Source organism: Vibrio sp. R12-SW3-ISO1 (assembly GCF_059834005.1).
Genome location: NZ_JCBDGK010000018.1, coordinates 284846 through 307474 on the forward strand (window position 1 = coordinate 284846; position 22629 = coordinate 307474).

Consider the following 22629-nt stretch of genomic DNA (forward strand, 5'->3'; position numbering starts at 1 on the left):
TGCTTAGGGCAGTCGATTTTGCTTGAATTCGCCTAGCATATCACTAACAAACTGAATTCGCTTGCGTCTGTCGACTAATGGTAGCGTAAACTTGAATTTGGTTGGGCCATCCATTGCGAATTTTTGCGGTTGTGATTGCAGTAGTTTAACCAGATAGACGGGGTTAATGTCAGCATCCGGATAGAACTCGATAAAACCGCCTTTTTCATGCGCTTCGATCTTCTTCACTTTGAGTCGCGCCGCTTCAATTTTTAACGCGGCTACCGAAAGCAGGTTTTTGGTGGCATCGGGCAGTGGACCAAAACGGTCTATTAGCTCAACTTTTAGCTCATCTAACTCATCTTGACTGCTGACGCTGGCGATCTGTTTGTACATCGACAGGCGCGTATTAACGTCAGGCAAGTAGTCATCCGGCAGTAAGGCGGGTAGGCGCATTTCCACTTCGGTTTGCTCGCGCAGTAGATCATCCAACGAAGGCTCTTTGCCCTCCTTGAGCGCCTCGACCGCTTGTTCGAGCATTTCCATGTAGAGAGTAAAGCCAACCGATTGAATTTGGCCACTTTGCTCATCACCCAGTAATTCACCTGCACCGCGGATCTCTAAGTCATGGGTGGCTAGGGTGAAGCCTGCGCCTAAATCTTCCAGCGAGGCGATGGCTTCAAGACGTTTGACGGCGTCCTTGGTCATGGCTTTAGGGTGAGGGGTCAGCAAGTAGGCGTACGCTTGGTGATGCGAACGTCCGACACGGCCGCGTAATTGGTGCAACTGCGCAAGACCTAGGTTGTCCGCGCGGTCCATGATGATGGTGTTGGCTGTCGGGACGTCGATACCAGTTTCAATGATGGTGGTACAGACTAAAACGTTGAAGCGCTGATGGTAGAAGTCATTCATAATGCGCTCAAGCTCGCGCTCACGCATTTGACCGTGTGCAGTAGTAATACGCGCTTCCGGGATAAGCTTTTCAAGATCCGCCGCCACTTTATCGATGGTCTCGACTTGGTTGTGCAAGAAGTACACCTGACCACCACGCATGATTTCACGCAGCACGGCCTCTCGAATCGTCGCATCGTCATTTTGACGGACGAAGGTTTTGATCGCTAAGCGTCTAGCGGGTGGCGTGGCAATGATTGACAGATCGCGCATGCCACTCATCGCCATGTTCAAGGTGCGAGGGATAGGCGTTGCGGTCAGCGTTAGTATGTCGACATCCGCGCGCATCGCTTTCATTTTCTCTTTTTGACGCACACCAAAGCGGTGCTCTTCATCGACAATCAATAGGCCTAAATCGTTGAAGACAATATCATTTGAGAGCAATTTGTGCGTTCCGACTACAATGTCCACTTTGCCATCTTTGACATCTTGTAGCACTTGCTTTTGCTCTTTGGCGGTTTTAAAGCGCGACAGCACTTCAACGCGAATCGGCAGGTTGGCAAAGCGGTCACGGAAGTTTTCAAAATGCTGCTGCGCCAGTAGGGTGGTTGGTACGAGCACCGCAACTTGCTTGGCGTTGTCCGTGGCAACAAACGCCGCACGCATGGCGACTTCGGTTTTACCAAAGCCAACGTCACCACAGACCAAACGATCCATCGCTTTGGCTTGGCACATGTCAGACAGTACCGCGTTAATCGCCATCGCTTGATCGTCGGTTTCCTCAAATGGGAAGCCCGCTTTAAACGTTGCATATTGTTCACGGTCAAGGGCAAATTTATGCCCGGGTTTGAGCTCGCGCTTGGCATAAACATCCAGCAATTCGGCGGCAACATCACGCACTTTCTCTGCGGCTTTACGCCGCGCTTTGCTCCAAGCATCGCCACCGAGTTTATGCAGAGGCACCCCATCCTCGGCACCGCCAGAGTAGCGGCTGATAAGGTTAAGCGAGGCAACGGGAACGTAAAGTTTGGCTTCGTTTTGGTACTCAAGCGTCACGTATTCAGTGACCATCCCACCTGCTTCAAGGGTTTGCAGACCGATGTAGCGGCCGATCCCGTGGTCGATGTGTACCACAGGTTGACCCTCTTTCAATTCGGCTAGGTTGCGAATGACCGCATCGCTGTTGGTGGCTTTGCGATCTTTGCGGCGGCGCTGTATGACGCGATCGCCCAATAAGTCGCTTTCACAGACGAGAGCGACTTGCTCATCGCCAAACAAAAAGCCATGTTCAGAGGCGCCGATGACTAAGGTGTGTTTGTCCTTACTCTCTAGCGCGTCGGAAAAACTGTGCTTAAGTTCAGGGCGCAACTTGATACGTTGCAATAACTCAAGCAGTGCCTCGCGGCGACCTTCTGACTCCACCGAAAAGACAATCTTACCGCGATAGTGTTCGACGAAATGCCTCAATGCGGCTAAAGGTTCTTTGTGCTGATGCTGCACAAAGAGATCGGGTAAAGGCTCAATGTCTACATTGGCTCGGCCTTGCTTGGCGGTGATGGGCTCGACAGAGAGCTCGACTTGGGCAAGGGGTTTAAATTGGCTAAACAGTTCGTCTTTTTTCAGCCACAACTCTTGTGGTGGCAATAACGGGCGCAAAGGATCAACTTTGCGCTGATCATAGCGGTAGTCGACATCGGTTAAGAAGGTATCGATGGCTTGCTCAATATTGCCCACCGTCAACAGTTGGCTACCCTCTGGTAGGTAGTCAAACAGGGTTTCGGTGTGATCGAAAAAGAGTGGCTGCCAATACTCTATCCCCGCAGGCCAAGTACCTTTAGAGACTTGCATGTAGACAGACTCGGGCTCGCGGCGCGCTTCAAAGCGCTGACGCCATCGGACGCGAAAATCTTCAATCGCGGCTTCGGTAGTGGGGAACTCATGCGCTGGCAGCAGGCGGATCTCTTTGCGCTCTTCAATCGAGCGTTGGTTCTCTGGATCGAAGGTACGGATGGTGTCGATTTCATCATCAAAGAAATCAATTCGGTAAGGATCGCTTGAGCCCATTGGGAAGAGGTCTAAAATCGAACCACGACTGGCGTATTCGCCGGGTCCAAACACTTGCTCAACGTGGCGATAGCCGGACTTCTCGAGTTGCAGGCGCAGTTTGTCGAGTGAGTACAAGTCTCCAGTTTTGACCATCAAGGTGTGGGCAAGCAAAAACTCACGCGGCGATTGGCGCTGCAGCAAGGTGTTCACTGGCACAATGGTGATGCCCGCGTTCAGCGTTGGCATTTGATACAGGTGCGCTATGCGGTCCGAGATGATTTCTTGATGGGGCGAGAAGCTGTCGTAAGGCAAGGTTTCCCAATCGGGGAAGAGGGCGACCGACTCGCGAGTAAACTGCTCGATTTCTTGTAGTAGTCTCAGCGCCGTTTGTGGATCAGGCACGGCTAACAGTGTATGGCCTGAGTGTTGATTCGCCAACTCAGCAATCGCAAGTGGTAAGCTGGCGCCCTTGAGGTTACCAATCCGTTTCTTGTCCCCAGCACCTTGTGCTGATGCTAAGTTCAATAAAGATAGTTGTGGCATAGCAGTCGTTATTTTTCTCGATTGATGGAGCGTTGGCGCAGCAGCTTTTGTTGCTGCAACAAGGCGGCTTTAATCAGCAGGTCTTGGTCGCTATCACGCAATAAGTCGTATTTGACCGTAATGAGGTAGCCATCATTGTCTGCCTCGCATTGAGTGACGTGCCCGTAGCAGTAGATGGCCGCCGCTGGGCTATCTAAAAAGAGTTTCAGGCGTAACTTGCTGTTGAGCGCAAGCGCGGTTTGGGCTTGATAGGTCAACTGGCTGGCACCAAATGCGCTGGTGTGAAAACGCAGTGCTTGATCATCTTGCTGAGAGAGTATAAAGGTCAACAGTAGGTTGAGCTTTGAGTTCTGCGTGTCGAGTAGTTCAATGACATGTTTGAAATCGCTGTTTTTTAGCTCACTGCGCGCGTGATCGTTGAGTAAATCCAGATGGCTAAATTCACTCGCCACTAAAAAGGGGGCGGGAATTTCGCGCTCAAACTGGTCAAAGCAAGGAAAGTCAGCACCTGCCTCTAGAGCCTCGACATTGATGGCGAGCGCGTGATTGACGGTGAAATATTCTTGTTCTGACATGCGTTTTCCTTGCGAGTTTTTTCTGATTATCGTCATACCAGAGCGTTTATCAAGGTATGCCTTTGTTTATTCCACATTTTCACCGCCATTTTGCAATTAAACACTACAACCCACGCAGATTAATGGGTAGAGTAAACGCCATCAAACATTGATGGTTGGTTTTATGTTTCATCCAGTCTCGACCTTTATCGGGCTTCGTTATTTACGTGGACGCTCGGGTGACCGGTTCAGTCGCTTCGTCTCTTATATGTCAACCGCGGGCATCACTATTGGCGTGATGTCGCTGGTGACGGTGTTGTCGGTGATGAACGGTTTTGAGTCGCAGCTTAAAAATCGCATCCTTGGTGTTCTGCCGCAAGCCCTCGTCTCGAATAGTGATGGTCATACTGTTCGTTCGGATACGCCGCCTGAGTTTGTTCGTGCGCTTTCTCCGTCTTCTACGCCGACGCCGATCGTTCAGAGTGAGGCGGTGATTCAAAGCGCAGAAAGTTTGAGTGCTGGCTTGATGGTAGGCATCGACCCGAATCTTGACCGCTCGATTGCCACGCACCTGTACGCGGGTTCGGCAGGGGAGCTGCAAAGTGGGGCTTACCGCATCCTGATTGGCCAAACCTTGGCGCGAGGGTTGGATGTCTCGGTGGGTGACAAAGTGCGTCTGATGGTCACTGGCGCCAGTCAGTTTACGCCGCTTGGTCGTATTCCTAGCCAGCGTCTGTTTACGGTGGCAGGGATCTTTAACACAGGATCAGACATCGATGGCCAACTGATGATGGTGCACATTGACGATGCCGCCAAACTACTGCGCATGAAAAGTGATGAGATGTCAGGCTGGCGACTCTATTTCGACGACCCATTTATCGTCAGTGAGCTTGGGCAAAAGTCTTTACCAGAGCTGTGGCAGTGGCAAGATTGGCGTGATCAGCGTGGGGAACTGTTCCAAGCGGTACGAATGGAAAAAAACATGATGGGGCTGATGCTAGGCCTAATCGTTGGTGTGGCAGCATTTAACATTATTTCCGCCCTTATCATGGTGGTGATGGAAAAACAGTCGGAAGTGGCCATCTTAAAAACGCAAGGCATGCAAAATCATCACATCTTGGCTGTTTTCATGGTGCAAGGTGCAAGCAGCGGCATCATTGGCGCATTCATTGGCGGCGGCCTTGGTGTGCTGCTGGCGACGAATTTAAATGCGTTGCTTGATGCAGCGGGTATCGCGTTATTTGCGGTGGGTGGCGAGCTGCCGATCGTTATTTCCTGGCCGCAAATTCTCTTAGTGGTTCTGCTTGCGATTGCGCTTAGCCTAGCGGCGACCTTGTATCCTTCTTACCGAGCATCCTCGGTCAAACCTGCTGAGGCATTAAGATATGAGTAATCTCTTACGTTGTGAACATGTGTGTAAAACTTACCAAGAGGGCGAGTTAAGTACGCAGGTGTTAAAAGGGGTCAGCTTCGATATTGAGCGCGGCGAATTAGTGTCAATCATTGGCACATCGGGCTCGGGGAAAAGTACTTTGCTGCACATTTTGGGCGCGCTCGATGATGCTAGCGAAGGCCATGTGACATTTTTGGATCAGCCGCTCGCCGAACTGAGCTCTAACAAGCAAGCGAAATTACGCAACCAGCATTTAGGGTTTGTTTACCAATTTCATCATCTTTTGGCCGATTTCAGCGCATTAGAAAATGTCGCTATGCCATTGCTTATTGGCGGCATGCCCGTGTCAGAAGCGAAACAGAAAGCGGCCGCGTTGCTGGACAAAGTGGGCTTGACCCATCGCATCGACCATCGTCCATCGGAGTTATCCGGTGGTGAACGCCAGCGGGTGGCGATTGCGCGCGCCTTGGTAAATAGCCCCGATCTGGTCTTGGCGGATGAACCGACCGGTAACCTTGACCATAAAACGGCACTGGCGATTTACGATTTAATGCGCGAGCTCAATCGTGAATCAGGAACGGCTTTTTTAGTCGTGACCCACGATGGTGAGCTGGCGGCAAAAATGGATCGTCAACTGCATATGCAAGATGGTCTGCTGATCGATATTAAGGAGTCGTAAGTGTTGTCTTCTTTGTCACTGTTTATTGGTGGTCGATTCAGTCGCGCAAAACAGCGCAACAAAATGGTGTCGTTTATTTCCATCTCCTCGACGATTGGCATTGCCATTGGCGTTGCGGTGATCATCATTGGTTTGTCTGCAATGAATGGTTTTGAACGCGAGCTAAAAAATCGCGTCTTGTCGGTGATTTCCCACGGCGAGTTCGAAGGCGTGCGCGGCCCACTCAACGAGTGGCCAAAGGTGATTGAGCGCGCTCAGCGACATCCGAAAGTGGAAGCGGCTGCGCCGTTTGTCAAAATGACAGCGTTGGCGGAAAACGGCAGTGCATTAAAAGCTCTTGAGGTGCGAGGCATCGACCCCGAAGCGGAAGCGCGGATTTCCAGTTTGGCGGAATTTATTGACCCGCAAGTCTGGGCAGAGTTTAAACCTGGACAACAGCAAGCCATTATTGGTCAAGGTGTGGCGGATGCGCTCGGCGCAAAGACGGGTGACGCCATCACACTGATGATTCCTACGGGTGGTGCGAGTCGACAGGTTCAGACCCCACGTCGAGTGCGAGTGACCATCGCAGGGATGTTGCAACTGAATGGTCAAATTGACCACAGTCTGATTTTAGTTCCGCTTCAGGATGCGCAGGAATATGGCCGTTTAGACAATGCCGTGACGGGGGTGGCGCTCAAAGTGAGCGATGTCCTAGACGCAACGGCGATTGTACGCGAAGTGGGAAATACGCTAGATGTGTATGTTTACTTGCGCAGTTGGCAGCAAAAATACGGCTTTTTGTACCGAGATATTCAATTGGTGCGCACCATTATGTATTTGGTGATGGTGCTGGTGATTGGTGTGGCGAGCTTTAATATCGTCTCGACCCTGATGATGGCCGTTAAAGATCGCGCAGCCGAGATCGCGATTTTACGCACCATGGGAGCCACCGATGGATTGGTTCGTCGGATCTTTGTCTGGCAAGGTGTCTTCTCAGGCGTGCTTGGCAGTGTGATTGGCAGTATTTTTGGCGTACTCGTGGCGTGGAATTTGACCTCTCTCATCCAGGGGCTGGAGTCACTGACGGGGCACCAATTTCTTTCTGGCGACATTTACTTTGTCGATTTCCTTCCCTCTGAACTTCACGGCTTTGATGTGGCTTTGGTCTCTTTGACTGCCATCACCCTAAGCTTACTCGCCACTTGGTATCCCGCTTCTCGGGCGGTCAAACTGCACCCTGCCAGCGTTCTCAGTGCGAAGTAGCGATGGTGTTGTGTTTGTCGTGGACAGCGATGAGTGAGAACAGAAAAAGGACCCGCGGGTCCTTTTTTCATCTTGATTCAACACGCCTTGCATCAGAATGTGTGAATAGGGTGGGTAGGCGTTGGTCTCTATCTGCTATTTTTTCAGCATTCTCGGTATTCTGAACTTTCGTTTTTGCCAACTACGGACAACCGAGTAGCGCCACAGCGCTTTGATGCCAAAATAGCCCAACATGGCGGAGACAATCCCGCAGATCAAGCAGCCGAGCAGGAATGGTGGGCCAATGGTGCTCATCTGTTGCAAGATGAACTCCCAAGAGAGTTCAAAGTGAAAGCGCTGCGGTGGGGTATGCATGACCCAAGTGCCCACTTTGTAGGCGAAGTAAAACATCACCGGCATGGTGATTGGGTTGCTGATCCAGACAAGCGCAACGGAGAGTGGCAGGTTAACGCCGCAAGCAATAGCTAACCCAGCAGACATGATCATCTGACTAGGCAGTGGGACAAAAGCCATAAACAACCCCACGGCGAAAGCACCTGCCGCTGAACGGCGATTCAAACACCACAAATTCGGGTTGTACAACACGTTGCCAAAAACCTTTAGTGCCTTTTGACGCTTGATTAACTCATGGTCAGGCATAAAGCGTTTGATGAATTTTCTTGGCATAGGGGACTATGGCTCACTATCTAATCAGTTGTTGGACTCTTGCTTCTTTTTCGGCGACCGTCATGAGCGCCGCAATTTGGCCAGCTATGCCAGATTGGATTTGGGGTGGCCTTAATGTTGGCCTCCTCGTGGTCTCTATTTGGATTCGTGTGCTTCGAATCGGGTGGGGAATCAATGCCGGTCTGTTGTTAGTGATGCTTCATGGTCACTTAATTCACCAGCAAATAGAAACGCTCTTCCGTGCAGGGCCAGATATTACCATAAACGCGAAAGCTGACAGCTTTTTTAAACAAATAAGTCACGGCTTTAGAGGCGAAATTGTAGTTAGATCAATCAATGGCCAAACATTGCGCAGATTGATGCCACTGAATGTTCAGTTTATATCGCCAATTGCTCTGCTGCCGGGCGATGAAATCGACGTTAAAGTGCGCTTAGAGCCTGTCGTCGGCTTACTCAATGAGGTGGGGTTTGATGCTGAAAAGCAGGCGTTGTCACGCCGATGGTTAGCCACCGCGGTAGCGCCTGCGAAGACGCATTTTATCGTGCGCAGCCTGCCCACTCTTCGAGCGCATTACTATCTTTTGCTCGAGCGTGCCATAGCGCCATACTCGCAGCGCGGTTTGATTGAAGCGTTGACCTTTGGCGCTCGGCATCATTTAAGTACGGCGCAATCTGCTCAGTTGGCGCGCAGCGGGCTTGGCCATCTGATTGCCATTTCTGGCCTGCATATCGGCATCGCGTTTGGACTAGGGTCGTGGTTGGGGCGGGGTGTATTCATGCTATGGCCTAGGGCAAACGTGGCGCCGCTCATTTTGGGGCTTATCGTCGCCACTTGCTACGCTTGGCTAGCAGGTTTAACGCTACCGACTCAGCGCGCGTTACTGGCGTGTTTGTTGACCGTGGGACTGCTGCTGGTCAAACGCTATTGGCCGCTGCGGCTCAAGTGGTGTCTGGTAACTGCGATCTTGTTACTCTTTGACCCTTTCGCACCCTTGTCTCTCAGCTTTTGGATGTCGATTCTGGCGGTGGCGATCATCTTCGTGTTTGTTTCCAGCCGCTACGCACAAATCGGTACGCTTAGCAGCATGCTGCGCTTACAGGTTTTCTTTCTGCTTTTCATGACACCGCTGACGATACTGTTTTTTGATGGCGTCAGTCGTATCGCGTTTCTCACTAATCTGGTCTGTGTGCCCCTGTTTTCGTTCATTATCATTCCTCTCACGCTGCTCGCGTTGCTGGCCCAGTTGCTATTCGATTGTTCGTTGTTGTGGCCGTTAATCAATAGGTTGTTGCAATGGGTGTCGAATGCTTTGGGTCATTGGGACTTGTGGTGGTGGGTCGCAGACGATTGGGCAATGCTGTTCGGAATGATCGCTCTGCTAGCGCTGGCTTCTGTCTGGGTACGCAAGCGGGTGTTGTTGCTGATTTTTGCTGTGTCGGCGATGGGGCGGATAGAATTTGCTCCCAAGCCATTATGGGAGATGTGGATGCTCGATGTCGGGCATGGTCTCGCCGTTGTGATTCGACAAGGCAAGACCGCGCTGGTTTATGACACGGGCAGCGCTTGGCAAGACTCGAGCTATGCGGAGCAGATCATCACGCCACTGCTGTACAAGCGGGGAATTCGCCGTGTTGACTATCTTATTCTCAGCCATATGGACTGGGATCATGCCGGTGGTTGGCAGCCATTAGTGGCAGAGTGGCAACCGACACTCATCAGCAGTCAACATGGCGTAGGCGATGTGCCCTGTCGTCAAGGTCAAACCCTACAGTGGCAGCGTTTGACGCTTGAGGTCTTATGGCCGCCAACAAAGGTCTCTCGAGCGTTCAATCCGCACTCTTGTGTTATTCGAGTGAGCTCGCCAGAGGCGTCGGTATTACTGACCGGAGACATTGATGCCATTGCTGAGTGGCTATTGCTCCGCGAGCCGCAACATCTAAAGGCCGACATCCTCTTAGTGCCTCATCATGGCAGCCGGACCTCGTCTTTGCCAGCGTTTATCGACGCCGTTTCACCGAGGTTGGCTTTAGCGTCGTCAGCGTATCGAGGGCGCTGGACACTGCCACACCCATTGGTGGTGGAGCGCTATCAAATTCGTGGTATTGATTGGCGTGATACCGGTACCTTTGGCCAGTTGACGGTGAAATTTTATCCAAACGAGTGGTTTGTCCGTGGGATTCGAGAGGTCAAAGGCCGGGCATGGTATAGGCAGATGCTGCGTAACGGAGTAGAATGACCGCAATATTGTAAGAAAAATAAAGCCTTTCTATGTCACAACACCAAGATGAAACCACCTGGACCACGTTTAAACGATTGTGGACATACATTCGCCTGTACAAAGCGGGTCTCGTGGTCGCGATCATTGCGCTTGTCATTAACGCCTTTGCGGACACCTACATGATCTCCTTGCTCAAGCCTTTGCTCGATGAAGGGTTTGGTGATGCAGACTCCAACTTTTTGCGCACTCTGCCGTTTATCATTTTGGGGATGATGGTGCTCAGGGGCTTGAGTGGATTCGTCTCAACCTACTGTTTGAGTTGGGTATCAGGCAATGTGGTGATGTTGATGCGTCGCCGTATCTTTGCTCAGTTTATGCATATGCCGGTGTCGTTTTTTGATAAAGAGTCGACCGGTGGTTTACTGTCTCGTATTACCTATGACTCCGAGCAGGTGGCGGGTGCAACCAGCCGTGCGTTAGTCAGTATCGTGCGTGAAGGCGCGAGTATTATTGGCTTGCTTGTCCTAATGTTTTGGAACAGTTGGCAGTTATCCTTAGTCTTGTTTGTCGTCGCTCCCGTGGTGGCATGGGGGATTGGCGTGGTCTCCAAGCGTTTTCGCCGTATTTCAAAAAATATGCAAGATGCGATGGGCAACGTTACCTCTTCAGCGGAGCAGATGTTGAAAGGCCACAAAGTCGTATTGAGTTATGGCGGTCAGGATGTGGAAACCAAGCGTTTTGACGAAGTAAGTAATCGCATGCGTCAACAGACGATGAAGCTTGTCGCTGCCCAAGCGATCGCCAACCCGGTGATTCAAGTGATCGCGTCGATGGCATTGGTGGTGGTGCTGTTTTTGGCCAGCGTCGATTCGATTCGTGCAGACCTGACGCCGGGCACCTTTACGGTCATCTTCTCTGCCATGTTTGGCTTGATGCGCCCTCTAAAATCTCTCACCAACGTCACCTCAGAATTTCAGCGCGGTATGGCGGCAAGCCAAACCTTGTTTGGCCTGATGGATCTTGAAACCGAGAAAGATACCGGTCAATACAGCGCTGAAAAAGTCCGTGGTGATATTGAAGTGAAAGACGTCACTTTCACTTACGGCGGTAAAGAGAAACCGGCACTCAGCCAAGTGAGCTTTTCTATCCCGCAGGGTAAGACGGTGGCGCTGGTGGGTCGATCGGGTTCAGGCAAAAGTACCATTGCCAATCTCTTTACCCGTTTTTACGACGTTGATTCAGGCACCATCTTGCTCGATGAACACGACATCCGCGATTACAGCTTAAGCAATCTGCGCAGTCACTTTGCCCTTGTGTCGCAAAATGTGCACTTGTTCAATGACACCATTGCCAACAACATTGCTTATGCGGCGAAAGACAAATACAGCCGTGAGCAAATCGAAGAAGCCGCGCGTCTGGCGTACGCGATGGATTTCATTGAAGGCATGGATGACGGATTAGATACTGTGATTGGTGAGAACGGAACTAGCTTGTCAGGCGGTCAACGTCAACGTATCGCCATTGCGCGAGCGTTGCTGCGTGATGCCCCTGTACTGATCTTGGATGAGGCCACATCGGCGCTAGATACTGAATCTGAGAAGGCAATCCAGTCCGCACTCGATGAATTGCAGAAAAACAAAACGGTGTTGGTGATTGCGCACCGACTGTCGACCATTGAAAACGCGGATGAAATCCTGGTTGTTGATGAGGGTGAAATTGTTGAGCGTGGCTCACACGCTGAGCTGTTGGCCCAAGACGGTGCGTACGCGCAGCTTCACCGTATTCAATTTGGTGCTTAATCGGTGATTGAGCAGATTTGGTTTGGTCAACACCCCCTGCGTTGGTTAGCTTGGCCGCTTCTGTGGCCGTTAAGTCGTTTGTTTGCGGTTATCAGTCAGCGCCGACGTCAGCAGTTCGAGTCTGGCGTTAAACAGAGCTATCGAGCGCCTGTGCCTATAGTGGTAGTGGGTAATATCACCGCCGGTGGCAACGGCAAAACGCCGGTCGTGATCTGGCTGGTTGAGACCTTACAAGCACTCGGTTACACGCCGGGTGTGGTGTCTCGGGGCTACGGGGCCAAAGCACCGTCTTATCCGCTGATGGTGGAGGCGTCAACGCTAACTCAGCATTGTGGTGATGAACCTAAGCTTATTTATCAGCGCACCGGTGCGCCGGTTGCCGTATCACCGGTTCGGTCTGAGGCAGTAAAAGCCTTATTGCCACAAGGTGTGGATATCATCATTACCGACGATGGGTTGCAGCATTACGCCTTGCAAAGAGATATAGAGTTGGTAGTTGTGGATGGTGCTCGCCGTTTTGGTAACGAACAACTGTTGCCTTTAGGGCCGCTGCGCGAATCGACCGCTCGATTGAAAAGTGTTGATGCTATCATTACCAACGGGGGTAATGCTTACCTAGGTGAAGCATCGATGCAATTGGTGCCAGACCTTGCGGTCAACCTAACAACGGGAGAGCGTCGCGCAGTCGGCGAACTTGGGCGCTTAATCGCGATGGCTGGAATTGGTCATCCACCACGATTTTTCAATACCTTAGCCCAGCTCGGTGCGCAGGTGACCATGAGCCAAGGCTTTGCCGATCACAAAGACTTCTCCGCCGATGAATTAATCGCGTTGGCTGCAAAAGGCGACGCTTTGATCATGACAGAAAAAGATGCCGTAAAATGTACGCAATTTGCGCAGGACAATTGGTGGTATTTGCCCGTGTCTGCCAAATTTGAGCCACAGGATGCCGCGTACATCATCAATAAAATTAAAGAGGTGAAAGAGCAGTATGGACCATCGTCTTCTTGAAATCGTTGCTTGCCCAGTGTGCAAAGGAAAGCTGACGTTCGACAAAGATAAACAAGAGCTGATTTGTAAATTGGATCGACTTGCTTACCCAATTAAAGAGGGCATTCCTGTCTTGCTCGAACCTGAAGCTCGCCAAATGAGCATGGATGAGGGGCGCTAATGGCTTTTACTGTCGTTATACCTGCGCGCTATCAATCGAGTCGCTTACCGGGTAAGCCTCTTGCCGATATCGCTGGTAAGCCTATGGTGCAACGCGTTTACGAGCAAGCCATTCAAGCGGGTGCCGAGCGAGTGATCGTTGCGACCGATGATGAACGGGTTGAGCAAGCCGTGCGAGCCTTTGGTGGTGATGTGTGCATGACGTCAGACAAGCACGAATCAGGCACCGAGCGCTTAGCGGAAGTGGTTGAACAGATGGGCATTGCTGACGATCACATTATCGTCAATGTTCAAGGTGATGAGCCTTTGATACCGCCATCGATCATTTCTCAAGTGGCCGATAACCTTGCCCGTTGCAACGCGCCAATGGCCACGTTGGCGGTAGAGATCCGTGATGAAGAGGAAGTGTTCAATCCCAATGCGGTGAAAGTGGTGGTAGACCAGCAAGGTTTTGCCCTTTACTTTAGCCGGGCGACGATTCCTTGGGATCGTGACCACTTTGCTAGCGGTAATGCCGATGCCAAACAGCCTCTACTGCGTCATATCGGTATTTATGCCTATCGTGCGGGATTCATCAATACCTATGTCAATTGGCAGCCTACGCCACTAGAGCGTATTGAGTGCTTAGAGCAGCTTCGTGTGCTCTGGTATGGAGAAAAAATCCATGTCGATGTTGCCAAAGAAGCGCCGGCCGCTGGAGTGGATACACCACACGATCTTGATGTCGTCAGACGTCATTTTAGTGCTTAAGTGCGCAAACCCCTAAAGTCATAGAATATAAAGGCCCAGAAACGGACAGGTTTCTGGGCCTTTTGCTTTTATACGTAACAGGATGTCAGCGCACAGCGTTTAGATTTTCGTGTCGTAGTCGTTGCGCTTGGGGCAGGTGCCGAGAATCTCACGTCGCCCAGTCTCCTTCACCTCTTCGAGTACCACATCGAATCCCCATAGACGGTAGACATGTTTGAGCACTTCCTCGTAGCTCTCATCGAGTGGAATACGGTCATGAGGCACGTATTGCAGGGTTAATGAGCGGTCCCCACGTACGTCAACGTTATACACTTGGATGTTGGGTTCAAGGTTGCTCAAGTTGTATTGCGCCGCGAGCTTTTCACGAATGGCACGGTAGCCAATGTCGTTGTGAATCGCGGTGACTTCAATAAAGTTTTTCCTATCGTCATCGGTGATGGAGAACAGCTTAAAGTCGCGGATCACTTTCGGTGATAGGTACTGGCTGATGAAACTTTCGTCTTTAAAGTTGTGCATCGCAAAGTGCACCGCTTCTAGCCAATCGCTGCCAGCTAACTCTGGGAACCACTCTTTGTCCTCATCCGTAGGCTCTTCACAAATGCGGCGTATATCCCTAAACATCGCAAAGCCGAGCGCGTAGGGATTGATGCCACTAAAATAGGGGCTGTTATAGGGCGGCTGAGCCACCACACTGGTGTGGCTATGAAGAAACTCTAAGATAAAGCGTTCGCTGACCAAACCTTCATCGTACATGTGGTTGAGAATGGTGTAGTGCCAGAAGGTTGCCCAGCCTTCGTTCATCACTTGGGTTTGCTTTTGCGGGTAGAAGTATTGGCTAATTTTACGCACGATGCGGACGATCTCACGTTGCCATGGCTCTAGCAGCGGGGCGTGCTTTTCAATGAAATAGAGAATGTTCTCTTGTGGCTCCGACGGGAAGAGTAGTTTGCTTTTCTCTTGCTCCACCTTGTTTTTGGGTACTGTGCGCCACAGGTCATTGACTTGAGATTGCAGATACGCTTCACGCTCCTCTTGGCGCATTTTTTCTTCGGCAATCGAGATCTTTTCCGGACGTTTGTAACGATCTACGCCAAAATTCATCAAGGCGTGGCACGAGTCGAGCAACTCTTCGACTTCTTTGACGCCATACTTTTGTTCGCACTCGGCAATGTAGTTTTTCGCAAACAGCAAATAGTCAATGATTGAACTGGCATCGGTCCAAGTTTGGAACAGATAGTTGCCTTTAAAAAAGGAGTTGTGCCCGTAGCAGGCGTGCGCCATCACTAGGGCTTGCATGGTAACGGTATTTTCCTCCATAAGGTAGGCGATACATGGGTCAGAGTTGATCACGATTTCGTACGCCAGCCCCATTTGACCGTGTTTATAGCCTTGCTCGGTTTGAATGAACTTTTTACCAAACGACCAGTGGTTGTAATTGATGGGCATACCAATACTCGAATAGGCGTCCATCATCTGCTCGGAGGTGATCACTTCAATCTGATTGGGGTAGGTGTCGAGTCGATAATGCTCGGCGACGCGTTTGATCTCCATGTGATAACGTTCAATGAGATCGAATGTCCAATCAGGACCATCGGGCAGTCTATTTGCGTTTGATTTGGCAGACTTTTTTGTTTTCGTCGTCATAGCGCCTCCCTATGCATGCTCTTTGCGAAACAACTCTCTAAACACCGGGAAGATATCTTCGACGCTGCGAATGTTCTTCATCGCAAAGTTGTCAAAGCTGTTTTCCAGCTTCTCATATTCGTGCCAAAGTGTTTGGTGTGAACGGCGAGTTATTTCAATGTACGAATAGTACTGACACTCAGGTAATAACTGTTTGGTGAGCAATTCTCGACAGCGAGGTGAGTCGTCTGCCCAGTTATCGCCATCCGATGCTTGCGCGGCATAAATGTTCCATTCAGCGGTTGGAAATCTGTCTTTGATGATCTCGTCCATCAGCTTCAACGCACTAGACACGATGGTGCCGCCGGTCTCTTGCGAATAGAAAAACTCGTGTTCATCCACTTCTTTGGCTTGGGTGTGGTGACGGATAAAGACCACTTCGACGTTTTCATAGGTGCGAGTCAAGAACAGGTAGAGCAGCACATAAAAGCGTTTGGCAATGTCTTTGGTGGCTTGGTCCATCGAGCCTGACACATCCATCAAACAGAACATCACCGCTTGGCTAGATGGAATCGGACGTCGTTCGTAATTTTTGAAGCGAAGATCAAAGGTATCGATAAAGGGCACGGTGTCGATTTTTTTACGCAGTGCCGCGATTTCGTCCTGCAGGCGCTTCTCTTCAAGCAGCTGGGCAGGCTCACTCATCTTGACTTCATCGAGCGCCGCTTCGAGCTCTCGTAGCATGCGACGTTTGCCCGCGGTCATGGCTGTGCGGCGAGCAAGGGATTGCTGCAAAGATTTCACAATCGCGATGTTGGCGGGCACACCAGCGGTTTGATAGCCTGCGCGATGGGTTTTCCATTCGGTGATTTTGTTGATTTGGTTTTTTTCAAGGTTTGGTAGCTCCAAATCCTCAAACAGAATATCAAGATACTCATCTTTGGAGATTTGAAACACAAAATCGTCTTGGCCTTCGCCGTCGGGACTGGCTTCACCTTCGCCTGAACCGCCGCCTTGATCCCCCCCTTTCGGGCGCTCGATTTTATCGCCGGTAATAAATTGATCGTTGCCTGGGTGAACGCGTTCTTTCAATCCCCCTTTACCTTGATGAAAAACAGGTTCGCTGATGTCTTTGTGTGGAATAGAGACGTCTTCACCAGAGTCCGTATTCGTAATAGAACGTCGATTCACGGCATCCGCTACGGACTCTTTGATCTGCTCTTTATGACGGCGAATAAAGCGCTGGCGGTTTACCGCGCTTTTATTCTTACCGTTCAGTCGTCGGTCAATAAATTGCGCCATGAGTTCCCCCTCAATTGCGTTAACGTCGTCAATACGCCCCTTGGATTGAATCACCAAGGGGCGATGTGCTTAAGACGATTTACGTACGCGTAGATACCACTCAGAAAGCAAACGAACTTGGCGTTCGGTATAGCCTTTTTCCATCATACGAGCGACAAAGTCGTCGTGTTTCTTCTGATCTTCAGAAGAGGTTTTAGCGTTAAACGAAATGACTGGGAGCAACTCTTCGGTGTTAGAGAACATTTTCTTCTCGATAACGGTGCGAAGTTTCTCGTAGCTTGTCCAGACCGGATTTTTACCTTCGTTGTTGGCGCGAGCGCGGAGCACGAAGTTCACGATCTCATTACGGAAGTCTTTCGGATTGCTAATGCCTGCCGTCTTCTCAATTTTCTCCAGTTCGTTATTGAGCGCTGAGCGGTCAAACAATTGGCCGGTTTCAGGGTCGCGGTACTCTTGGTCTTGAATCCAGAAATCTGCATAGGTTACGTAGCGATCAAAGATGTTTTGACCGTACTCCGAGTAAGATTCGAGATAGGCGGTCTGGATCTCTTTGCCGATAAATTCGACGTAGCGTGGTACTAAGTAACCTTTCAAGAACTCAAGGTATCGCTCGGCGGTCTCTTGAGGGAACTGCTCACGCTCAATTTGCTGCTCAATCACATAGAAGAGGTGAACAGGGTTAGCAGCGACTTCCGCGCTGTCGAAGTTGAACACGCGCGAGAGGATTTTGAACGCGAAACGGGTAGAGAGACCAGACATCCCCTCATCAACACCCGCGAAGTCACGGTATTCCTGATAGCTTTTCGCTTTTGGATCGGTGTCTTTAAGGGTCTCCCCGTCGTAGACGCGCATTTTTGAGAAAATAGACGAGTTCTCTGGCTCTTTGAGGCGAGATAGAATACTAAACTGTGACAGCAATTCGAGCGTGCTGGGTGAGCACGGCGCTTTGGCAAGCTCGGAGTGATCAAGCAGTTTCTGGTAGATTTTCACCTCTTCAGACACGCGCAGACAGTAAGGGACTTTGACAATGTAGACACGGTCTAGGAACGCCTCATTGTTTTTGTTGTTGCGGAAGGTCTGCCACTCGGATTCGTTGGAGTGCGCGAGAATCATGCCATCAAATGGTAGCGCAGAGAGCCCCTCAGTACCGTTATAGTTGCCTTCTTGCGTTGCGGTAAGCAGCGGGTGCAGCACTTTGATTGGCGCTTTAAACATCTCAACGAATTCCATTAAGCCTTGGTTTGCACGACACAAGGCACCGGAATAGCTGTAAGCATCGGGATCGTCTTGGGAGAAGTGTTCTAACTGACGAATATCGACTTTACCGACCAGTGATGAAATGTCTTGGTTGTTTTCATCGCCCGGCTCAGTTTTGGCAATCGCACGTTGGTCCAAAATGGATGGGCGCACTTTCACAACTTTAAATTTGGAGATGTCGCCGCCAAATTCATGCAGGCGCTTGGCCGCCCAAGGCGACATGATGGAACGTAGGTAGCGATTTTCGATGCCATACTCTTTTTTCAGAAGCTCACCATCTTCATTGACATCAAACAGACAGAATGGATGGTCGTTGACTGGGCTGCGGACACCGTTGGCAGAGAGCACATAAATCGGCATCTGTTGCATCAAGGCTTTAAGTTTTTCCGCGAGTGACGATTTACCACCGCCCACAGGGCCGAGTAGGTAAAGAATCTGTTTGCGCTCTTCGAGACCTTGCGCCGCATGCTTAAGGTAGGAGACGATTTGCTCGATGGCTTCCTCCATACCGTAAAAATCTTTGAATGTTTCGTAACGAGAAATCATCCGGTTGGAGAAGATACGGCTGAGACGGGGGTCTTTCGCTGTATCGATTACTTGTGGCTCACCAATGGCCATCAATAGACGTTCAGCCGCGTTTGCGTAAGCACTTTTGTCGTCCTTACACAGGCTAAGGAATTCTTGCAGTGATAACTCCTCATCCTTGGAGGCTTCGTAGCGTGCTTGGAAATGGTCGAAAATACTCATAATGAAATCCCCTCTGAACCTGTCAAAATGACATTAAACCCGCATTGAAAAGCGTTTCCTCTCTTCCTATAAGACTAGCCCGTATTTGGAATTCTGCTTAAAAAATATGTGTTTAATTGCAAATTGTGATTTTGGGCAGATTCAGCCGCGCTCTTTTCCGACAAGCCCAAAGTAGTGAAATAATCAAGGCGTGAATCAATAATATTTACGACCTATCTATGAGAAGAATGCATTAGGAAAGCGGTGGTAAAACTCACCATCTAAACAGAGCGTTAGCCGCTCTTGAGTGTCACCCTTGTGATGAAGGCGGCAAATTAAAACAAAATGAGTGCGCTCGCTTCCACAAACAAAACACTTTTTTCAAGGCTTTCGACGTGCGTCATGATTTATTTCTATGCGCAAAATATAATGACTACGATGATCCCATCGCAATCACATTAGAATGAAAGTAACTGCTATATGTTCAATAAAATTTCGTTAAAAAATAAACTCGCGATATCGGCGAGTGTTGCCATTGTAGTCGGGGGGCTCTTGGTGGAAGCGATCTCTTTTCGTTCCTCATTGGAACGGTTGGATTTTGAGGTCGAGCAGCGCCTAGAGAGTACCGTCTCATCTTACAATCAGTACGTGACAGACTGGATAGGGTCGAAGGGGCGAGCACTGACGTCTTTATCTCAGGAGTCGGAGAAGGGCGCCATTGTGACCCATCTCAAGCAGTTGCGTGACTCAGCGGCGTTTGACAACGTTTTTCTCGCCTACGCCGATGGTTCGCAAGACAACGCCAATGGAGTGGTACTGCCGCCGGGTAATAATGACCCGCGCAAATGGGGCTGGTACCAGAACGCAGTAAAGCAGCCGTCGAAAGTGTTTATGGATAATCCTACCGTCGCTGCGGCAACGGGCGCTAACGTGGTGTCGCTAGGTAAAGCGTTGACGCTGCATGGCGAACAAGTGGTGTTGGGCGCGGATGTTGAAATCACCGATATCCTCACCAGTATGGAGCATGTCATTTTGCCGGGTGAAGGCTACATGTTTATTGCCAACGCGCAAGGCAACGTCTTTGTCCACGCCGATACCAAACTGCTCAATAAACCTATTTCTCAGCTAGGCCTTAATATCGATGCGGTTAAGCAAGCAGCGCAACGTAGCCAAGTCTCGATGCAAGTCATCAACGGTCAAGAATCGGTCTTGTTTGCACGCAATATTCAAGGCACTGAGTTGTCGACGGTAGTCGTGCTCAATTACGATTCCCTTGTTGCGCCACTGACTAGCGCAGTTTGGGGGCAGCTATTGGTGACCTTAGTGGTCGTGATTGTCTGTGTTGCGCTGTTTAACTGGTTGTGCAACATCTTATTCCGCCCTCTCAACAACGTTTCTAACGCACTCGAGCAAATTGCAAACGGGAGTGGTGACCTTACCCAGCGTATCAAGGTGGAGTCACAAGACGAGGTGGGTCGCTTAGCGAATAACTTTAATACCTTTGTTGGTAGCTTGCAGTCGCTTATTGGCCACATCCGTGAGCAGTCACACCAGCTCAAAGATCAATCAGAACAGAGTGCGTTACGTGGTCAAGATGCAGTGAAAGATATTCACCTGCAACAGCAAGAGATCACCATGGTGGCCACTGCGGTCACCCAGCTCGCCAGTGCGACCCATGAAATTGCTTCTCATGCAGAGCAAACCGCTCAGGCAGCTCACGAATCGACGCAAAGTACCGATAACGGTTATGCGCTGGTGGCGGATACCAAAGGTTCAATCAACAAACTGGCGGCGGAGCTCGATAGTGCAGGATTGGTTGTCAGTGAATTGGATAGACACGCACAAGAGATTTCCACTGTGTTGCAAACCATTCAGGGAATCGCTGAGCAGACCAACTTACTTGCGTTGAACGCGGCGATTGAAGCGGCGCGTGCAGGTGAACAAGGTCGCGGGTTTGCCGTTGTTGCCGATGAAGTACGTGTGTTGTCTCAACGCACACACTCCTCGACTGAAGAGATCAAACACACCATCGATGTACTGCAAGGTACAACGAATAAAGCGGTTTCGATTATGAAGAGCAGCGCAGCGCTCGCCGCTCACTCGGTACAAGACGCGGATCGCGCTGCGAGTGCGTTGGAAGAAATCAAAACCGCGGGTGCACTCATCAGTGACATGGCGACACAAATCGCCACTGCGGCAGAAGAGCAAACGCATGTGACGAGTGAGATTACGCAAAATATCACCTCCATCAAGAATGTGGCGGACCAGTTAGTGGCAGGTGCGGATACCAGCTCGAAAGAGGCGTATCAGGTGAAAGCCAATGCGGAAGCGCTCACCTCGAAAGTGGCCATGTTTAAGCTGAGCTAATTGGCTAACCAACTAAAAAGGGGCGTACACGCCCCTTTTCTATGTCTCGCTATGCTCTAGTCGCTGGTTGCGCGAGAGCAGTATCGTGCTTGTCTTACGCGCGGAAGATCTGTTTTAGCTCGTTAGCGCAGAGATGGTACTGACGAGGACAGTTGCGCCAAGTAGTCAACATGCGGCGATATTTCTCTAGCATCGGCATCTGCGCATTAAAGTAGTGATCACCTTTATCAAACTGTGGGTAGAGACCTTCAGAGTCCGTTAGGAAACGCACATAGTTGACGAGCTGCGCTTCTGAAGCGATGTCAAAGCCTAGGAACGTAAGACGGCGTTGGTCGACATCTTTTTGCTCTTGCGCCTCTAGCATGCGGTAGGATTCCTGCATGGCATGGTACATTTCCATGATGTCGATAATCTCACGACAGTGTGCTTCGCTCAAACAGCCAAAGTTCTTGTTCAGCTCGTTCATTTGTAGCTCGTAGCCACGTTCAACGATCACCTGCAAACGCTGGTATTTCGCGGCGTTTTCTGGGTCCATTTGTGACATCAAGTAGTATTGGTTTGAAAGAATCAAACGTTGAGCGTTTGTCATTTCCATGCTGGCCTCACTTAAAGAATCTAATACATTTTTAATGTGCTTAGGTTATCCGTTCATTACAGGATGAAACATGATCTCAACACAGGTTTGTGATGAAAAATGATCAGATTTAAACAAAAACGGGGCTTTTTTACCGATTACTTTTTGTGGTAGTGGTTATAAATGTAGTCTCTATCGGAGAACACGCGTAGCCACTCAGGTTTGAATACCACGAACATTGCCGCGGCCATACCGTTTAATAGCCCTTCTGGAAAAGCGAGGAGAGGTAGGAAGACCAAATAGTGTTCGACGATGGTAGGCCAATCGTGAGGGCCAAGCCACCAATGATGTACGGCGTTGATGAGTAGGTGAGCGCTGCCTGTGACGGCGCCGTTTAGAAAGCCAGCAACGAAAATAAAGACAAAGATATTACGTGGCAGAAAGCGATAACTGACTAAAAACACCCCGTGGCTTATCACGATTGGACACAATACCGAGAAGAGCAAATAGCTAGGGAGCATCGTGAGGGTTAATTCGCCAAACAGAGTCACGGCAAGGGCGGCGAACAGGCCGATGGCGTAAGCACTTCGCCATCCGTAGAGTAGCGTTAATGTGGTTAAGCCCAGAAAGTGAATGGAGAGACCTGCTTTAACGCCTGCTTGTGCGGACCACAGCAAGGCCAGCGCGGCGACCACCGCAAAGGTAAAGTGTTGGAAGCCTGATTCATTGCGCAGTTTGGGCAGCAGTACAGTGCGAACATCTCGCCATATCAGCCCGAAACTGGCGAGAGCGATAAACCAAAGATAGAGTTCACTGAGTGCCACATTGTCCCCAAAAAAATACCAA

The 22629-nt window shown here is 50.3% G+C and carries 17 protein-coding genes; 9 read left to right on the forward strand and 8 right to left on the reverse strand.

Annotated features, from left to right (window positions below; translation table 11 throughout):
• Positions 1-3: 3 nt before the first annotated feature.
• The gene (gene mfd, locus AC6R0R_RS06590; protein WP_500626125.1) at positions 4-3459 is read right to left on the reverse strand and encodes a transcription-repair coupling factor; all 3456 of its coding nucleotides are present in this window, start codon (positions 3457-3459) and stop codon (positions 4-6) included.
• A gap of 8 nt (positions 3460-3467) precedes the next feature.
• On the reverse strand, positions 3468-4034 hold the full coding sequence (locus AC6R0R_RS06595) for a PilZ domain-containing protein (protein WP_500626126.1): 567 nt from the start codon (positions 4032-4034) through the stop codon (positions 3468-3470).
• A gap of 163 nt (positions 4035-4197) precedes the next feature.
• Here AC6R0R_RS06595 and lolC point away from each other — a divergent pair, with 163 nt between their 5' ends.
• The 3 genes from lolC to lolE are packed head-to-tail and all read left to right on the forward strand — an operon-like array spanning position 4198 to position 7330.
• Positions 4198-5406, forward strand: a complete 1209-nt coding sequence (lolC, locus tag AC6R0R_RS06600; RefSeq protein ID WP_500626127.1) for a lipoprotein-releasing ABC transporter permease subunit LolC — start codon at positions 4198-4200, stop codon at positions 5404-5406.
• On the forward strand, positions 5399-6085 hold the full coding sequence (gene lolD, locus AC6R0R_RS06605; protein WP_500626128.1) for a lipoprotein-releasing ABC transporter ATP-binding protein LolD: 687 nt from the start codon (positions 5399-5401) through the stop codon (positions 6083-6085). The genes lolC and lolD overlap by 8 nt, the downstream gene beginning before the upstream one ends.
• A complete protein-coding gene (gene lolE / locus AC6R0R_RS06610; protein ID WP_500626129.1) occupies positions 6086-7330 on the forward strand; it encodes a lipoprotein-releasing ABC transporter permease subunit LolE in 1245 nt (414 codons plus the stop codon).
• Positions 7331-7465: 135 nt separating this feature from the next.
• On the opposite strand, the gene AC6R0R_RS06615 is transcribed toward lolE, so the two are convergent.
• Entirely contained in the window at positions 7466-7996 is a 531-nt protein-coding gene (locus AC6R0R_RS06615; RefSeq protein ID WP_334552499.1) for a DUF2062 domain-containing protein, read from the reverse strand.
• A gap of 62 nt (positions 7997-8058) precedes the next feature.
• On the opposite strand from AC6R0R_RS06615, the gene AC6R0R_RS06620 reads away from it, so the two are divergent.
• From AC6R0R_RS06620 to kdsB, 5 genes are read left to right on the forward strand one after another with little or no spacing between them, the layout of a single operon-like run.
• Complete coding sequence (locus AC6R0R_RS06620) at positions 8059-10233, forward strand: DNA internalization-related competence protein ComEC/Rec2 (protein WP_500626130.1); 2175 nt, start codon at positions 8059-8061, stop codon at positions 10231-10233.
• Between the two features lie 32 nt (positions 10234-10265).
• Positions 10266-12014, forward strand: coding sequence for a lipid A ABC transporter ATP-binding protein/permease MsbA (msbA, locus tag AC6R0R_RS06625; RefSeq protein WP_500626131.1), 1749 nt, complete (start codon positions 10266-10268; stop codon positions 12012-12014).
• A gap of 3 nt (positions 12015-12017) precedes the next feature.
• A complete protein-coding gene (gene lpxK / locus AC6R0R_RS06630) occupies positions 12018-13025 on the forward strand; it encodes a tetraacyldisaccharide 4'-kinase (RefSeq protein WP_500626132.1) in 1008 nt (335 codons plus the stop codon).
• A complete protein-coding gene (locus AC6R0R_RS06635; RefSeq protein WP_005474972.1) occupies positions 13006-13185 on the forward strand; it encodes a Trm112 family protein in 180 nt (59 codons plus the stop codon). The genes lpxK and AC6R0R_RS06635 overlap by 20 nt, the downstream gene beginning before the upstream one ends.
• Positions 13185-13934, forward strand: coding sequence for a 3-deoxy-manno-octulosonate cytidylyltransferase (kdsB, locus tag AC6R0R_RS06640; RefSeq protein ID WP_487901149.1), 750 nt, complete (start codon positions 13185-13187; stop codon positions 13932-13934). Before AC6R0R_RS06635 ends, kdsB begins: the two co-directional genes overlap by 1 nt.
• 99 nt (positions 13935-14033) lie before the next feature.
• Here kdsB and AC6R0R_RS06645 read toward each other — a convergent pair whose 3' ends face one another.
• The 3 genes from AC6R0R_RS06645 to AC6R0R_RS06655 all read right to left on the reverse strand — a co-directional run bounded on the left by AC6R0R_RS06645 (position 14034) and on the right by AC6R0R_RS06655 (position 18863).
• Positions 14034-15578 (reverse strand): SpoVR family protein, encoded by a 1545-nt coding sequence (locus AC6R0R_RS06645; protein ID WP_334552494.1) that lies wholly within the window; start codon positions 15576-15578, stop codon positions 14034-14036.
• A 9-nt stretch (positions 15579-15587) separates the two neighbouring features.
• A complete protein-coding gene (locus AC6R0R_RS06650) occupies positions 15588-16859 on the reverse strand; it encodes a YeaH/YhbH family protein (RefSeq protein ID WP_500626133.1) in 1272 nt (423 codons plus the stop codon).
• A 69-nt stretch (positions 16860-16928) separates the two neighbouring features.
• A complete protein-coding gene (locus AC6R0R_RS06655) occupies positions 16929-18863 on the reverse strand; it encodes a PrkA family serine protein kinase (protein WP_334552492.1) in 1935 nt (644 codons plus the stop codon).
• Positions 18864-19322: 459 nt separating this feature from the next.
• On the opposite strand from AC6R0R_RS06655, the gene AC6R0R_RS06660 reads away from it, so the two are divergent.
• A complete protein-coding gene (locus AC6R0R_RS06660; RefSeq protein WP_500626134.1) occupies positions 19323-21209 on the forward strand; it encodes a methyl-accepting chemotaxis protein in 1887 nt (628 codons plus the stop codon).
• A gap of 94 nt (positions 21210-21303) precedes the next feature.
• On the opposite strand, the gene AC6R0R_RS06665 is transcribed toward AC6R0R_RS06660, so the two are convergent.
• Together AC6R0R_RS06665 and AC6R0R_RS06670 are read right to left on the reverse strand one after the other, a co-directional pair.
• Entirely contained in the window at positions 21304-21804 is a 501-nt protein-coding gene (locus AC6R0R_RS06665) for a YfbU family protein (RefSeq protein ID WP_500626135.1), read from the reverse strand.
• A gap of 137 nt (positions 21805-21941) precedes the next feature.
• A complete protein-coding gene (locus tag AC6R0R_RS06670; protein WP_500626136.1) occupies positions 21942-22607 on the reverse strand; it encodes a hypothetical protein in 666 nt (221 codons plus the stop codon).
• Between the last annotated feature and the right edge of the window lie 22 nt (positions 22608-22629).